Genomic DNA, 16,998 nt, shown 5'->3' with positions numbered 1-16,998 from the left:
AGTTCTAAAATTTTCTCTATATATTATTTCATTTTTTAAATTAGCTATAAAGTCACACTATCAAACAATTATTTGATTTGTGAGGCTGTTATGCAATACCAATCTGGATTTACTCTATTTGAATTAATGATCGCTATTGTCGTGATAGCAATTTTAACTGCTATCGGTTTACCTGCTTATCAAGGTTATATAAAAAAAGCATCCTTAACCGATATGTTGCAATCAATGACTGCATATAAAACAGCCATTGAAATTTGTGCTATAGAGCAAGGCGCTTTAAGCAAATGTAGTAGTGGTAATAACGGTGTGCCAACGACTAGAACGACCAATTATGTGACGTCAATTAATGTCTCTAATGGGGCGATAACTTTAGTCGGTAAAAGCGCTTTATCAAGTCTAACTGTAACCTTAACACCTACTTTGAATGCTAATTTAGGTAATTTAGATTGGTCACGTACATGTCTAACAAATCCACCAGAGCCAACTTTAGTTACAGCTTGTGAAGATATTTTTAAATTTTAATTGTGATTAATATCGTTAATAGGATAACCGCTATGCAAGAAGAGAATCTCGTCGAAAGCTTAGATAAATTATTGCTTTCAGCATTGGATAAGCGGGCATCAGATATTCATTTTGAGCCTTATCAAAATCATTATCGAATTCGCATGAGAATTGATGGCGTTTTGCAAAATATGCTAACACCGCCGTTAATGTTAGCTAAACAGATAGCAGCTAGACTAAAGGTTATGGCTAATTTAAATATTGCTCAACAACGGCTACCGCAAGATGGTCAACTGGTGATTAATAATTATGCAATGCGCATAGCTACTTTACCTGTCATTAATGGTGAAAAGATTGTATTACGGGTTATGGATAATCATGACTCAGAATTGAGCATCGATGATTTAGGATTAACAGGGGAAGATCTATTAACCTTTAAACAAATATTAGATTATCCACAAGGCTTGATTTTGGTAACAGGACCGACTGGCAGTGGTAAAACTATGACGTTATATAGTGCTTTAAAGCGATTAAATAAACCTAAATGTAATATTTGTAGTGTTGAAGATCCGATCGAAATTCCATTAGATGGTATTAATCAAACAGCAGTTAATCTTAAGGCTGGTTTAAGTTTTTCTGTGATATTACGAGCCTTTTTGCGTCAAGACCCCGATGTGATGATGATTGGTGAAATTCGTGATCCTGAAACGGCTGAGATTGCCATTCAAGCAGCGCAAACGGGGCATTTAGTGTTATCAACCCTACACACCAATTCTAGTATTGAGGCTATCATTCGTTTAAATCAAATGGGGATTAAAAATTACTTGTTATCATCCAGTTTAAAACTAGTTATTGCGCAGCGATTAGTTCGTAAATTGTGCCAACATTGTAAAATGGTAGCCAGTGAGCTTACGTTGATAAATAACGAACCGTCACCACATTTTATCGCCATGGGTTGTGAAAAATGTGTGGGTGGTTATTTAGGGCGGATAGGCTTATATGAACTGTTAATTATTACGCCACAAGTACAACAACAGATTTTAACCAATCAACCGATTACCTCACCAAATATGGTATCGCTTAGACAAGTAGGCAATAAACTCGTTCAACAAGGCATCACTACGCTAGCAGAATTAAATCGTGTTTTAGGTAATAATTGAGTGATAGTTTGGAGATAATGCATGAAGCGACTTTATTATTGGTATGATATTAACTTTCATCAAAATAAAATTATTGCCATATCTAAGCAAGATGTGCGAAGAAAATTGTTATTAGAAGGACAACTTGCGATTAAAATTAGTTCCGGTAACTTAATTACCTCACAAAGTTTTAAACTTAGTGAACTGCTTATTATAACTAAACAGTTAGCTACAATGTTAAAAGCCGGACTATCAATTGTAGAGAGTTTACGATTACTGATTGATGATCAACCTAAAGCGCAATGGCAATATCTGTTAACCGATATTAGTCAGAAAATAACCAAAGGTGAATCACTATCGATTGCATTAAAACAGCACCATTCAGTATTTTCAGAACTTTATTGTGAAATTATTGCCATTGGTGAATTGACGGGAAGATTAGAACAGAGTTTTGAACAATTAACCTATCACCTAGAAAGATCATTATCAATACAAAATCAGATTAAAAAGGCGCTGCGTTATCCACTTTTTTTATTATTTGTATCGGTGATAGTGATTATGGTTATGATATTTATTGTCCTGCCAAAATTTGCCGACATTTATCAGAGCTTTGATGCAGAGTTACCCTATTTTACGCAATTAGTGATTGATGTAGCTAATAATGTTAGACAAGATGGGTTATTTATATTATTAGCTATTACGTTATGTTATTTGTTTTTTCATTATGTTGTTAAAGTACGTTATCAACTTATTATGGATAAGCATAAATTACAGCTCCCTTTAATTGGTCAAATAATCCAATCTCAATGTCTGATGCAAATTTTTCATACATTAGCAATAACTCAACAAGCAGGTATCCCACTTTTGACAGGATTAACCGCCTCGTCTAAAACTATAAGTAATTTTTATTACCGTAATATCATCAAGCAAATTATGACGGGGATTGAACAGGGGAATAGCTTTAGTCAAATGTTAGCTAGCTATCCAGCTTTACCGAAGCTTTGTGTGCAACTAGTTCATGCCGGCGAAGAGTCTGGTTCATTAGATATTATGTTGGATAATATTACTCTTTACTATCAACAACAAAACCAAACCTTAACTGATAATCTAGTCAAAGCATTTGAACCTTCATTAATGCTAATTTTAGCTACAATAATTGGCAGTTTAATTATTGCGATATATTTGCCGATATTCCAAATGGCTGACGTGATCAGCTAATGGCTATACTCTTTTTTTGCCTCGGACTTGCTATAGGTAGTTTTTTGCGAGTTGCTTATTATCGTTATTCACCTACGCAGTCTTTATATGAATATCTGTTCGCTATTACTATTCCTCGTTCTTCATGCCAAAATTGTCATCACAAACTTAGTGCTTGGCAGTTAATTCCTGTATTGTCATGGTTGATGTTAAAAAGACGTTGTTATTATTGTTACCATAAAATAACCAATAGCTATGCTATTTTTGAACTAACTATAGCAATATTATTTTTGCTGATTTATTTAGATAAGGGGCTAAATTTTAGATGTGCTTTACTTATGTTACTTGCAGTTATTTTTTTGTTGTTAGCACTAATTGATATTAACTATTTATTATTGCCAGATTTTTTTACTCAACCATTAATGTGGGGTGGGTTGATAATGGCTTACTTAAATTTATCTTCATTTACTATCAATGATGCACTAGTAGGTATTTTGTTCGGCTATTTAATGCTTAAATTACCGGCAATCATCTTTTTTTGTATAACAAGTAAACAGGGATTAGGTGGTGGTGATATAAAGTTAATTGCTGCTTTAGGTGCGTGGTTACCTTACCAGTTATTACCGTTAATGTTAATCATTGCATCGACGTTGGCTATCATCTATTACATTTTCTCAAAATATCTATTTAAAAAAAGCTATCAATTAATCGCTTTTGGTCCCTTTTTATTAATCTCAGGGTATTTTATTCTCTACTTAAACTGAACAATTTTCTTGTTTCTATCTTAAATGATTTTAATTAGTTATTTTTTGATTCTATTGTCAAATTTTGCTTATAACTAAAAATGATAAGGTTAGTAAAAATCGGTATTTATATTCATTTTCAATAAACGTTATAGTGCAATTAACTCTTTCAGATTTGTAGTTAAGTAATTAAGGAATGCTCAATGACGAATATTATTGCCAACAGCATTAACGCATTAAAAGATGAAATGACCGAATGGCGTCATTATATTCATGCTCATCCAGAAACCGCTTTTGAAGAAAAACAAACTACCGAGTTTATTATCGAAAAATTAAAATCGTTTGGTATTACTGAACTATACACAGAATTTGCACCGACAGGGGTGGTAGGCATTATTCATGGTAAAAATAATGGTCGAACTATTGCATTACGAGCGGATATTGATGCATTAGATATTATTGAAGAAAATGATATTGATTACTGTTCAACGATTCATGGCAAAATGCATGCCTGTGGACATGATGGACATACGGCAACTTTATTAGGTGTAGCAAAATATTTAAGCGTTCATCGAGATTTTTCTGGCACAGTTGTGGTTATTTTCCAACCTGCTGAAGAAAACGAAGGTGGTGGCAGAGTCATGGTCGAAAATGGTTTATTTGATAAATTTCCCATCGAAGCTGTTTATGGTATGCATAATCAACCTAATCTAGCATTAAACCATTTTTTAATTAATCATGGTGCAGTGATGGCATCTTATGATGTTTTTGAAATCAAAATAACCGGGGTGGGTGCCCATGCGGCTGCACCACATTTAGGCAAAGAAACGATTTTAACTGCTACCACAATTGTTAATAATTTACAGACGATTGTTAGTCGTAATCTAAATCCAATTGATTCATTGGTTATTAGTGTGACACAAATTCACAGTGGCGATACTTGGAATGTACTGCCTCAACATGCTGTGATTCGCGGTACTGTTAGAGCCTTGAATACTGAAGATCAAAATTTAGCAGAAGAGCGCATTAAACATATTTCGACAGGTATTGCTTTAACCTTCAATACCAGAGCGGAGGTTGATTATCAGCGACGTTATCCAGCAACTATTAATCACGCTAAACAAGCTGATATTGCCATTAAAGCTGCACAAAAAATTGTTGGTGACGATAAGATTATTGTGGATTCACCACCAACGATGGGATCAGAAGATTTTGCCTTTATGTTGCAAAAAATACCTGGCGCTTATATTAAAATTGGTGCAGGTGAAGGCACAAATGTTCACAATCCTTCATATAATTTTAATGATGAAATTTTGACAACTGGTGCGCGCTATTTTATCGAAATTGTATATCAAGAATTAGGACAGTAAATTTTAATCAGCTGGAATAGGTTTATTCCAGCTGAATTAATATTATTGGTTCTAAACCATTTATACGTTCAATTTAGAAATTCAACAGACTATCTACTTGTCCTTTAACACGGAAATTTGTTTCAATATCAATGCCATTGGCTAACACGACTTGCACATAGATTTGATTATCTTGTTCAAGTTTTAATGCAGCTAATACTTGACCACCTTCTCGCCAATTTCCATCAAGTTCATATTCAAGCTTGTCACCAATTATTGGCAAAGTCTTGCTTTTTCCAACCAACAGATAAAGTCCACGATTATTTGCGCCTCGAAATTGAGCTCTAGCTACCATCTCTTGTCCACAATAACAGCCTTTATCAAAACTAATGGCATTATAATGTTGTAAGTTACAAGCCTGTGGTAAAAGACTTTCAATATTTGGCTCATCAATAATGGCATAACCTGCTTCTAAATCGAGTTTTAACCAATGATCAGCAGATTGTAAGTCGGCTGGTAATGGTTCACTTGATACTTTTATTACTCGAATTTCAGGTAATGGAATTTTGATATAAGTTACATCTCCCCTCGTGAGACAACTATTATCACCTAATTCTGCAATAATCGATTGTTCAATGGCATTATTTTCTAAGCCAATTAGGTTAAGATCAGTAACTGGTTCAACTGTCACTTTTGAAAAAACGGCAAATTTTTTAAGAGCGGCAATTTGTTTTTCGGCAACTGTTTTTCGCACAATATAAAAAATATCTGCTCCTCGTTGAAATAATATTAAATTACTCCACATCCTGCCTTTTGCATCACAGTGGGCTGCAAATAGTGCTGTATATTCATTAAGATGATTAATATCAGCAGTCACTTGTCCTTGTAAAAATGTACGATTGTCAATACCTGATACTTTGACTAATTGCCAATCAGATAGGGAAGTTGGTTTACAATAAGAATTGTTCATTAAAAACACCTTTTTAATATAAAGGACTCTAATACAAAATAACTAGTATAAGTTATGCATAAAAAAACAAACAAAAAATAATAAATAATTGTTAATAAATCATAAAGATATTATTTGTCATCAATTAAAAATTGACATTAATCCAATTAAAATCGATTAATTGAATATTTACAAGTTATTTCTTTCAAAAATGAGGCCTAGTATCCAAAAAAGATAAGTATATCGCACATATTATTGACTTTATTGATTTTCTGTATTAGTTCATGCAAAATAAATCAAAAATGACAAATAAGTTATAAATGGAGGCAACAACCATGGCAAAACTGTCAGGCGCAGAAATGGTCATTCAGTCACTGATTGATCAAGGAGTTAAGCAGATATTTGGTTATCCAGGCGGTAGTGTTTTGGATATCTATGATGCAATTCATACCTTAGGTGGTATTGAGCATATTTTAGTTCGTCATGAGCAAGCTGCAGTACATATGGCTGATGGTTATGCCAGAGCAACAGGTGATGTTGGTGTGGTACTTGTTACTTCAGGCCCCGGGGCAACTAATACTATTACTGGTATTGCAACAGCCTATATGGATTCAGTGCCATTAGTAATTTTATCTGGCCAAGTCGCGAGTAATTTAATTGGTAATGATGCCTTCCAAGAGTGTGATATGGTTGGGATTTCACGCCCAATTGTTAAACATAGTTTTTTAATCAAAGATAGTAAAGATATTCCAGAAACGATTAAAAAAGCGTTTTATATTGCTTCCACTGGTCGCCCAGGTCCAGTTGTTATTGATTTGCCGAAAGATATAGTTAATCCAGCTAACAAATATAATTATAATTATCCAAAGTCAGTAACAATGCGATCTTATAATCCAACGACTCAAGGACATAAAGGGCAAATTAAAAAAGCATTAACTACCTTATTAGCAGCTAAAAAACCTGTGTTATACATTGGTGGTGGGGTAATTAGTGCTGACGCTAGCAATGTGGTTAAATCACTAGCAGATAAACTCAATCTGCCTGTGACCTCAACGTTAATGGGGATTAGTGCTTTTCCCGGAACAGATAAAAAATATTTAGGCATGATTGGTATGCATGGTGTCTATGAAGCTAATATGGCAATGCATAATGCAGATGTTATTTTTGCAATAGGTGCTCGTTTTGATGATAGAACTACTAACAATGTTGAAAAATATTGTCCAAAAGCCAAAATTATTCATATTGATATTGATCCAACGTCTATATCCAAAACTGTTTCTGCAACTATACCTGTAGTAGGTGATGCAAAACAAGTTGTTGAAACCATGTTAACACAACTTGAAGATCTTAGTACTGAACGTGACCTAGATGCTTTAGTTGATTGGTGGAAGCAGATTGAGCATTGGCGAGCTCGCAAATGTCTTGCTTATAGCCATGAAGGTGAAAGTATTAAACCACAAGAAGCGATTGAAGTTTTATATAAGCTGACCAAAGGTGATGCTTATATTGCAACCGATGTAGGGCAACATCAAATGTTTACTGCGCTCTATTATCCCTTTGACAAACCTCGTCATTTTATTACTTCTGGCGGTCTGGGTACCATGGGCTTTGGTTTACCTGCTGCATTGGGTGTTAAACTTGCATTCCCTAAGAAGCATGTAGTTTGTGTAACAGGTGATGGTAGTATTCAAATGAATATTCAAGAGCTTTCAACAGCCTTGCAATATGGTTTACCTGTAATTGTATTAAACCTTAACAACCGTTTTTTAGGCATGGTTAAGCAATGGCAAGATATGATTTATGCTGGTCGTCATTCATCATCTTATATGGAGTCATTACCTGATTTTGCCAAGATTGCCGAAGCTTATGGTCATGTTGGGATGGTAATTAATAAACGAGAAGATCTGGAACCTAAGCTTAAAAAAGCGCTAGCTATAAAAGATCGTTTAGTTTTTATTGATGTCATGACTGATGCGACAGAACATGTTTATCCAATGCAAATTCGCGGTGGGGCAATGAATGAGATGTGGCTTAGTAAAACGGAGAGAACCTAATGCGTTATATATTATCAATTTTAACTGAAAATGAACCTGGTGCATTATCAAGAATTATCGGTTTATTTTCACAGCGTGGGTTTAATATTGAATCCATTACTACCGCACAAACTGAAGATCCAACAATGAGTCGAATGACGATTCAAACATCTGGTGATGAACATGTGCTTGAACAGATCCAAAAACAATTACATAAGTTGGTCAATGTTTATCGTGTTAATGACCTTACAGAGGGGCCACATGTTGAACGTGAAATAATGTTAGTTAAAGTTGCAGCTAAAAGCTCTGATGCACGTGATGAAGTTAAACGTTGTGCTGATATTTTTAGAGGTTCGATTGTTGATGTGACAGCAACACATTATATTGTCCAATTATCAGGTACTAGTGAAAAATTAGAATCATTTCTATCCTCTATTCGTGAGACTTGTAATATAGTAGAAATTGTTCGCTCTGGTATTATTGGTTTATCACGCAGTGAAAAAACGGTCAAATAAGTTATCATCTAAATAAAATGAAAAGCGCGCTAGGCGCTTTTTTTATAAATGAAAAAGTAATCGTCAAATAATTTCCTAAAAATGAGGTATAACGCATCAGGTTCGGACTTATGTCCTAGTTGAAACAAAAATATCTTTATTATAATTGGAACAATTTATTTATTATTTAGGAAATATTATGACTGCACATATTAATGCTAATCCCAATGACTTTGCTCAAACCGTTATCATGCCCGGCGATCCTTTACGCGCAAAATTTATTGCAGAAAATTACTTAACCGATGTTAAAGAGGTTTGTAATGTACGTAATATGCTAGGATATACTGGATTGTATGAGGGCGTTGCGGTGTCAGTAATGGGGCATGGAATGGGGATTCCATCAATAACCCTTTATGCGCATGAATTAATTAATGACTTTAATGTTAAACGTATTATCCGAGTAGGTTCTTTAGGTGCCACACAGCAAAGCGTTAAAATGCGTGATGTCATATTAGCCGTGGCTGCGGGGACGGATTCAATGACTAATCAAAAAAGAGCGAATGGTTATAATATTGCCACATCGGCGACGTTCTCGTTATTACATCGTGCCTATGAAATGGCTAATACTATGGATTTACCAATTAAAGTAGGTAATGTGTTTAGTGGCGATCTTTATTATGACCCTGATGAAACGTTGATTAGCACATTAGAAAAATCAGGGGTACTAGGAATTGATATGGAAGTTGCTGGTTTATATGGAATTGCGCAACAGTTTAATGTCGAATCGTTAGCCATTTTAACGGTTTCAGACCATTGTTTAACTGGTGAAGAGACAACGGCGGAAGAAAGGCAAATGACATTTAATAATATGATCAAACTTGCTTTAAACGTGGCTATTAAATCTTAATTGGTTATTTATTGCCTTTTTCGGATGGAAATATGAAAAATAAATTATCGCTCACACTTATTAGTTTTTTAGCTAACTTTATTATGGCTGGTTTTGCCTCTCAGTTTGGTATGCTAATAGAACCAATAGCGCAAAATTTTAATGCAGATGTAAACAGTGTTGCATTCATTTTTTCTTTATTAAATGGTGGGGCTTTAATAGGAACTATTTTGGCTTTCTTTTTAATCGATATTATTGGGATTAAACGAATTACCTTACTTAGTTATACAATTATTGTTATTAGTTCCTTTATTTTATATATCACCAACTCGCTAATAATACTTGAAGTTTGTATGACTTTGATAGGCTTGTGTGGTGGAATAGGGTTGTGTATCGCGGGTACAATTGTGGTATCGACTTGGCAAGATAAGATACAAAGTACAATGTTAGTGGTACAAGATGCTACATTTAATATTGCTGGCATCATTTTCCCGCTAATCACTACCTATGCTTTAACTCATAATCTATCTTGGGCTAGTAGCTATTTAACGGTTGGAATAGTTGCAGTATTGATGTTAATCATTATTTTATTTACTAATTTCGATTTAATTAATCAGCCTAAAGCAAAACAAGAGAAGCATCAGCGATCTGAATGGAACTTTGGTATTTTATCTTCTGGTTTCGGTTTATTTTTGGCGATGTTAGCGTTATATACGTTTTTAACTTGGGCTCCTCTATTTGTTAGCCAAAAATTTTCAATTTCGTTTGAAGATGCAGGCAACATTATTACTCAATACTGGACAGCAGCCTTAATCGGAGCATTAGTTTCGACGGCGATTGTAACGCGAGTTAAAATTGAGCACTTTTTTATTTCTATCATTTTATTAGCCTTCATAATGACACTGATGATCGTCAATACTGAACATATTGATTATATTGGTTACTATACTTATGGATATGGATTTGTATGCTCTGCTTTATATAACGCTTTTGTGGCTTATGGCGTGACCTTTGTAAAAAAAGCATCAAGTAAAAATGTTTCATTCATTTTAATTAGTGGTAGTGCTGGGGCTATGTTTAGTCCAGCTATAAGCTCGAAATTATATAACTATTTGGGTATTCAAATTATCATGAATGCGATACCTATACTTTATGCTGTTATTATTGTTATGTTGGTGATTTCAATTCTTTTAAAGAAAAGGGTCAATAATTAAAAATAATAGATTAGATTGAAATGGCATATCTTTTATTATTATTGACTATAATTGTACCAAATTAGAAAAAGATAACGCTGTAGATCATTAAGTATCTATACGTTATCGAATATTAATGTGTGAGTGATATGCAATTAAAATCATTAAATAAAGGTCGTTTTAGTCATTATTGGCAAGATAATAATAAGTTGTTTGCTTCAATTATTGAACAATGTATTGTTGAAAAAAAAATCGTAGATGAAAAAACTACGCTTTTTCGTCAAGGATGTAAAGTCGATAATTTAATTGTTGTTTATAATGGTACGATTTCAATACGTTATCAGGCCAATAATGGACGTCGATTTCATATAGGTACGGTAGATTGCGATGAGCATATATTTGGCGAAATGGAGTTCTTCACCAACTATCTATGTCAATTTGATATTATCGCCGAAGAAGCATTAACTATCGCTGTCGTTAGTATTGATAAATTATATCAATCATTACTTGAACATCCTAAATTAGCACTGTTTTTTGCTAGTGCTATCGCCTTTGATTATCAAGAAACCTTAGATATCTTCTTAAAAAGAACATTATATTCAATTTGTTACAACATTGCTTTTGATATGTATCAACATCACCTTAATATTCACCCGGTTAATAACTTTCAAAAAAACTATTTAGAAGCAGAACGTTTTGGCACTACTGACCGTGTTTATCGTCGTGCTGTTAATGAGTTAATTAACTTAGATATCGTACATAAAGTTGCAGGTAAATTAGAAATTAAAAATATCGATAACCTTAAAGAGTTTATCGAATTTAAGGGGAAATTCGCCAAGTAATTTAAATTATATCGTTAATCGCCAATAAAACGTTCTACTGAAAAAGATATCAAAAAAATATTAACTATATTGGGATTAATATTAGACGGATTATCTAAATAATAGATCTTATTTCATTAAGCAAAGTGAGTAACTTATCGATTAAACATAATTATTCAATTGTGAGCTAAGCCATATTCTGTTATACTATTTTCCCGTCTGATTCATCATATATTGCATGGGTTTTATCGTTTAAACTGATGTGATATTGTTCAATTAAATTAATAATGGTCTGGTATTAATGGTCACGAATTATATTTTTGTTACAGGCGGTGTCGTTTCTTCTTTAGGTAAAGGCATTGCCGCAGCATCTCTAGCTGCAATTTTAGAAGCCCGCAATTTAAAAGTCACCATGCTAAAACTTGATCCCTATATCAACGTCGATCCGGGAACAATGAGCCCAATTCAACATGGTGAAGTTTTTGTGACTGAAGACGGTGCCGAAACTGATCTTGATTTGGGGCATTATGAGCGTTTTATCCGCACTAAAATGAGCCGAAAAAACAACTTTACAACTGGACGTATTTATTCTGACGTTTTACGCAAAGAACGTCGTGGAGATTATTTAGGCGCGACAGTCCAAGTTATTCCTCATATCACTAATGCGATAAAAGATCGTGTTATTGATGGTGCAAAAGGTTATGATGTTGCTATCGTTGAAGTTGGTGGTACTGTTGGTGACATTGAATCATTACCATTTTTGGAAGCTATTCGCCAATTAGCGGTAGATGTTGGTCGTGAACACACTTTGTTTATGCATTTAACTTTAGTTCCTTACCTTGCATCATCTGGTGAAGTTAAAACTAAACCAACTCAACACTCAGTGAAAGAGTTATTATCAATTGGTATTCAACCTGACGTATTAATTTGTCGTTCAGATCGGGCTATTCCAGCTAACGAAAGAGCTAAAATTGCGCTATTTTGTAATGTGCCTGAACGTGCGGTAATTTCACTTAAAGATGTTGATTCGATTTACAAAATCCCTGCATTATTAAAATCACAAAATTTAGATACGTTTGTGTGCAATCGCTTCCATCTTGAATGTAAAGAAGCGGATCTATCTGAATGGGAACAAGTGATTTATGAAGAAGCCAACCCTGTTGGTGAAGTGACCATTGGTATGGTTGGTAAATATATTGCGTTACCTGATGCTTATAAATCAGTTAATGAAGCATTAAAACACGGTGGTTTAAAGAATCGTCTAACTGTACATATTCGTTATATTGATTCAGAAGATCTTGAATCGCGTGGTACTGAGTTATTACAAGGTTTAGATGCAATATTAATTCCTGGTGGCTTTGGCTATCGTGGCGTTGAAGGCAAAATTATGGCTGCACGTTATGCTCGTGAAAACAAGATCCCTTACCTAGGTATTTGTCTTGGTTTACAGGTGGCATTAATTGAATATGCTCGTAATGTTGCTGGCATAAAAGATGCTAATTCAACAGAGTTTGTTAAAGATTGCGCAAATCCAGTAATTGCATTAATTACTGAATGGAGCGATGAATCAGGAAAAGTGGTTCAACGCAGTGAAGATAGTGATCTTGGTGGTACTATGCGTTTAGGTTCTCAAATTTGTCATTTAGAGCCTGATTCATTAGTTGCAGGTATGTACAAAAAAGAATCGATTACCGAACGTCATCGCCATCGTTATGAAGTCAACAACAATTTATTACCAGAAGTGGTTAAAGCTGGATTAAAAGTAACAGGATTATCAACTGATAAAAAACTAGTAGAAATTATTGAAATTCCTGATCATCCATGGTTTGTTGCGTGTCAATTCCATCCGGAATTCACTTCAACACCACGTGATGGACATCCATTATTTAGTAGTTTTATTAAAGCTGCCAAAGATCATCAAGATCAGCAGTAAAAATAGTTTATATTTACATTATAGTTACATATCTGTCATATAGAGGAAAATAACATGGCAAAAATCGTTAAAGTACATGGTCGTGAAGTCATCGACTCTCGTGGTAACCCAACTGTTGAAGCTGAAGTTCATTTAGAAGGTGGTTTCGTTGGTCTTGCTATCGTTCCATCAGGAGCATCAACAGGTTCACGTGAAGCATTAGAACTTCGTGATGGTGACAAATCTCGCTTTTTAGGTAAAGGCGTACTTAAAGCTGTTGAAAACGTAAATGGCCCAATTGCTAAAGCAGTTGTTGGTAAAGATGCGTTAGATCAAGCAGCTATCGACCAAGTAATGCTTGACTTAGACGGTACTGATTTCAAATCAAACTTAGGTGCTAACTCAATTCTTGCTGTATCTTTAGCTACAGCTAAAGCAGCAGCAGCAGCTAAAGGTGTACCACTTTATCAACATATCGCTGATCTTAATGGTACTCCAGGTCAATACTCTATGCCATTACCAATGATGAACATCATCAATGGTGGTGAACATGCTGATAATAACATCGACTTACAAGAATTTATGATTCAACCAGTTGGTGCTAAAACAGTACGTGAAGCAATCCGTATGGGTTCTGAAGTATTCCACAATTTAGCAAAAGTACTTCACGCTAAAGGCATGAACACAGCTGTTGGTGATGAAGGTGGTTTTGCTCCTAACTTAGGTTCAAATGCTGAAGCATTAGCTTGCATCAAAGAAGCAGTTGAAAAAGCTGGTTATGTATTAGGTAAAGACATTACTTTAGCGATGGACTGTGCAGCTTCTGAATTCTATAACAAAGAAACTGGTAAATACGTATTAAAAGGTGAAGGTAATAAAGAGTTCACAGCTCAAGAATTTACTCACTATCTAGAAGGTTTAACTGAACAATATCCAATCGTATCTATCGAAGATGGTTTAGACGAAAGCGATTGGGAAGGTTGGGCATACCAAACTAAAGCATTAGGTAACAAAATCCAATTAGTTGGTGACGATCTATTTGTAACTAACACTAAAATCTTCAAACAAGGTATTGAGAAAGGTATCGCTAACTCAATCCTAGTTAAAGTTAACCAAATCGGTACTTTAACTGAATCTATCGCAGCTGTTAAAATGGCGAAAGATGCGGGTTATACTGCGGTTATCTCTCACCGTTCAGGTGAAACTGAAGATTCAACTATCGCTGATTTAGCTGTTGGTTTAGCTGCTGGTCAAATCAAAACTGGTTCAATGAGCCGTTCTGATCGTGTTGCTAAATACAACCAATTAATCCGTATTGAAGAAGCTTTAGGTTCAAAAGCACCATTTAACGGTTTAAAAGAAGTTAAAGGTCAATAATTCGTTTTTATAAACGATGCCTTTTAATAAAACGGTGACTCAGTTCACCGTTTTTTATTGCTTATTTTTATTACTCAAGCGGTGACATAACACCATAAGGGTTGCGTTGCTTTGGGTTGTGTTGTACTCTTAGGCACTTACGTTGAAATGGTGTCTTAAATTTGAAAATAATCATAAATATCTAATTGATAATTTATAATTTAACCACATATAACTCTTTTATATATTAACCAATACAAATACTTTTTTCTGCTTATGAATAATATTACGAATATGTCCCAGCCTAAAAGTAAATGGCAACTTTTTAACTGGCTTTGTTCAGGTAAATTACCACTTAACGAATTATGGCTTAAACCGACTTATCGTTATAAATTTTTTTTTCGAACTCTATTTTTAAGTCCTATTACGCTTAAATTATTAGACAAATTAAGACAATACAAGTTACTTGGTTACTATTTATCATGCCAAACTAATTTACCTTGTAAACTACAACGACCTTATTTAGCTTCTTGTTTGAGTCAACAAGAGCGATACGAGGCATTAGCTTATCATTATGATTTTTTGGCTAATCGCCCTGATAGCATGACTAAAGCCTTTTATAACTTAGATACTCCCTTTGAATTGGCTAGTATTACAGCAAAAAATGAAGCCAATATAAAAATTGCGATTCAAGCACGTAATAAATATGCTCGGGAAGGGGAACTCAGCCTCTATTTTTATGATAATGACGGCATTGATTTAGCAACGTTAACTTTTTCCATCGCTAAATATCAACAAAAGCCAACTCTTTTTATTTCCGGCTTACAAGGAACAGGGCATCATGAAGCTCGAACCCGAGTACAACAGGCAACAAAGCAGTGCTATGGGCTTTTTCCTAAACGCGTGGCAGTTGAGGCAGCGTTAATTATTGCGAGTTATTTTCAACTTGAACAGATTATAGCGGTAGGTAATAAAACTCATGTCTACAACAACTGGCGTTATAATAGCCGACAAGAGAGAATCTTATCGGATTATGATGATTTTTGGTTAACTATTGATGGTAAGCAAGATTCAAGATCGTTATTTATATTGCCAAACCAGATTAACCGCAAATCACTGGAAGAGGTTGCCAGTAAAAAGCGTTCTGAGTATCGCAATCGTTATGCATTACTAGATGAGCTCAAGAACAATATTGAAACACAATTAGCATCATTAAAATAATCTTTTAATCTATCGCTTGCGTTATATTGCAAGCGATATTAAACAAGATCCAAATTTATCTAATACTTTTAATATAAAAATGATAATTAAGGAATGAAATATGTATTTTGGTATTCTTATTGCTTTAGTACCGTTATGTCTAGGTTATTTGATTAGATTTAAAGAGCAAAAATGGATCGCCAAAATAAACCAAGTCCTAAGCTGGATGGTCTATTTTATCCTATTTATAATGGGAACCGAACTAGCTCATTTAGATAATCTCGCTGCTAATTTAAAAATTATCCTGTTTTATACTGGTATTATTTTTATCTGCACTTTTGGTGGTAATTTCATTTTCTTAGCCCTAGTAGATATATTACTGCCATGGCGCACCACCCACAGCAGCCAAACTTATGAGTCACGATTTAAAATGATCTTGGAATCCTTGCGGGTCTGTATTGCATTGATAGCAGGATTTGTTGCAGGACTTTTTCCACTTTTTATTTGGCAATATAGTGAAGATATTACCAAAGTGGTTTTAGTATTTTTACTATTACTTATTGGTATTCAGTTACGTAGTAATAATATTTCGTTAAAACAGATTTTATTGAATAAAGTGGGTATTGCTACTACCATTATTGTCATTCTAAGTACCTTTTTAGGTGGTATTATAGCCGCCTTGATATTGGCACAACCAGTGCGAGTAGGGTTGGCAATGTCATCAGGATTTGGTTGGTATTCATTATCGGGAATACTAATGACCGAAGCTCATGGTCCAATCATTGGTAGTGCTACTTTCTTAAATGACATTCTACGAGAATTATGTGCCATTATCTTAATTCCTACCTTAATCAAACGATATAAACTTACTGCACTAGGTTTATGTGGCGCAACTTCTATGGATTTTACCTTACCTATGCTGCAAAAAGGTGCAGGGGTAAGTATTGTACCACCAGCCATCGTGCAAGGTTTTTTATTAACCTTAATAATGCCAATATTTATGACTCTGTTTAATTCTGGATTATTCTAATTTTTTTCCTAAATTTAACTGGTGAGGTTGATAACTAATAATAGATAGTTTACTGGTGATTATCATTGTAACTATATGATGATTTAAATTTTCGACAGTAATAAAACTACACTATTAAAAGTTGAACATTGAATTATTAATCTATTTTAATAAAAAGTCTCTTTATCAACCAATTAATTATCTGATTAGCTTCTA

Annotated in this window: 15 protein-coding genes; 14 read left to right on the top strand and 1 reads right to left on the bottom strand. The window is 34.3% G+C overall.

The features are described 5' to 3' along the window. The first annotated feature begins 90 nt into the window (after positions 1 to 90). The 5 genes from ppdD (at position 91) to H3U97_RS10780 (ending at position 4,950) form a co-directional block, all read left to right on the top strand. Positions 91 to 522: a prepilin peptidase-dependent pilin gene (gene ppdD, locus H3U97_RS10800; RefSeq protein ID WP_198198946.1), complete on the top strand. Its 432-nt coding sequence runs from the start codon at positions 91 to 93 to the stop codon at positions 520 to 522. Between the two features lie 32 nt (positions 523 to 554). Then, positions 555 to 1,661 carry an ATPase, T2SS/T4P/T4SS family gene (locus tag H3U97_RS10795; RefSeq protein ID WP_065651645.1) on the top strand — a complete coding sequence of 369 codons (1,107 nt, stop codon included), beginning with the start codon at positions 555 to 557 and terminating at the stop codon, positions 1,659 to 1,661. Between the two features lie 21 nt (positions 1,662 to 1,682). Next, positions 1,683 to 2,858, top strand: a complete 1,176-nt coding sequence (locus H3U97_RS10790) for a type II secretion system F family protein (protein WP_086354046.1) — start codon at positions 1,683 to 1,685, stop codon at positions 2,856 to 2,858. Then, positions 2,858 to 3,601 (top strand): A24 family peptidase, encoded by a 744-nt coding sequence (locus H3U97_RS10785; RefSeq protein WP_198198945.1) that lies wholly within the window; start codon positions 2,858 to 2,860, stop codon positions 3,599 to 3,601. The genes H3U97_RS10790 and H3U97_RS10785 overlap by 1 nt, the downstream gene beginning before the upstream one ends. A gap of 182 nt (positions 3,602 to 3,783) precedes the next feature. Beyond that, a complete protein-coding gene (locus H3U97_RS10780; protein WP_065614248.1) occupies positions 3,784 to 4,950 on the top strand; it encodes a M20 aminoacylase family protein in 1,167 nt (388 codons plus the stop codon). Between the two features lie 73 nt (positions 4,951 to 5,023). On the opposite strand, the gene ygfZ is transcribed toward H3U97_RS10780, so the two are convergent. Then, on the bottom strand, positions 5,024 to 5,899 hold the full coding sequence (ygfZ, locus tag H3U97_RS10775) for a tRNA-modifying protein YgfZ (protein ID WP_198198944.1): 876 nt from the start codon (positions 5,897 to 5,899) through the stop codon (positions 5,024 to 5,026). A 314-nt stretch (positions 5,900 to 6,213) separates the two neighbouring features. Here ygfZ and ilvI point away from each other — a divergent pair, with 314 nt between their 5' ends. The 9 genes from ilvI to H3U97_RS10730 all read left to right on the top strand — a co-directional run bounded on the left by ilvI (position 6,214) and on the right by H3U97_RS10730 (position 16,803). Continuing rightward, complete coding sequence (gene ilvI / locus H3U97_RS10770; RefSeq protein ID WP_065614246.1) at positions 6,214 to 7,932, top strand: acetolactate synthase 3 large subunit; 1,719 nt, start codon at positions 6,214 to 6,216, stop codon at positions 7,930 to 7,932. Then, positions 7,932 to 8,426, top strand: a complete 495-nt coding sequence (ilvN, locus tag H3U97_RS10765; protein WP_065578222.1) for an acetolactate synthase small subunit — start codon at positions 7,932 to 7,934, stop codon at positions 8,424 to 8,426. The genes ilvI and ilvN overlap by 1 nt, the downstream gene beginning before the upstream one ends. A gap of 178 nt (positions 8,427 to 8,604) precedes the next feature. Further along, positions 8,605 to 9,312 carry a purine-nucleoside phosphorylase gene (deoD, locus tag H3U97_RS10760; protein ID WP_198198943.1) on the top strand — a complete coding sequence of 236 codons (708 nt, stop codon included), beginning with the start codon at positions 8,605 to 8,607 and terminating at the stop codon, positions 9,310 to 9,312. Between the two features lie 32 nt (positions 9,313 to 9,344). Further along, positions 9,345 to 10,505: an MFS transporter TsgA gene (tsgA, locus tag H3U97_RS10755; protein ID WP_198198942.1), complete on the top strand. Its 1,161-nt coding sequence runs from the start codon at positions 9,345 to 9,347 to the stop codon at positions 10,503 to 10,505. Positions 10,506 to 10,633: 128 nt separating this feature from the next. Beyond that, positions 10,634 to 11,326 carry a Crp/Fnr family transcriptional regulator gene (locus tag H3U97_RS10750; RefSeq protein WP_065578225.1) on the top strand — a complete coding sequence of 231 codons (693 nt, stop codon included), beginning with the start codon at positions 10,634 to 10,636 and terminating at the stop codon, positions 11,324 to 11,326. A 280-nt stretch (positions 11,327 to 11,606) separates the two neighbouring features. Then, positions 11,607 to 13,238, top strand: a complete 1,632-nt coding sequence (pyrG, locus tag H3U97_RS10745; RefSeq protein ID WP_110453559.1) for a glutamine hydrolyzing CTP synthase — start codon at positions 11,607 to 11,609, stop codon at positions 13,236 to 13,238. A gap of 54 nt (positions 13,239 to 13,292) precedes the next feature. Next, complete coding sequence (eno, locus tag H3U97_RS10740) at positions 13,293 to 14,594, top strand: phosphopyruvate hydratase (protein WP_065578227.1); 1,302 nt, start codon at positions 13,293 to 13,295, stop codon at positions 14,592 to 14,594. Positions 14,595 to 14,849: 255 nt separating this feature from the next. Beyond that, entirely contained in the window at positions 14,850 to 15,794 is a 945-nt protein-coding gene (locus H3U97_RS10735) for a VirK/YbjX family protein (protein WP_232343811.1), read from the top strand. Positions 15,795 to 15,894: 100 nt separating this feature from the next. Further along, on the top strand, positions 15,895 to 16,803 hold the full coding sequence (locus H3U97_RS10730) for a lysine exporter LysO family protein (RefSeq protein ID WP_086354050.1): 909 nt from the start codon (positions 15,895 to 15,897) through the stop codon (positions 16,801 to 16,803). Positions 16,804 to 16,998 lie beyond the last annotated feature (195 nt).

The sequence above is a fragment of the Gilliamella sp. W8128 genome (assembly GCF_016100545.1).
In the GTDB taxonomy this organism is placed as follows: Bacteria; Pseudomonadota; Gammaproteobacteria; order Enterobacterales; family Orbaceae; genus Gilliamella; species Gilliamella apis.
The sequence above is the reverse complement of the archived record's forward strand: the minus strand, read 5'-3'. Positions and strand labels throughout refer to the sequence as shown.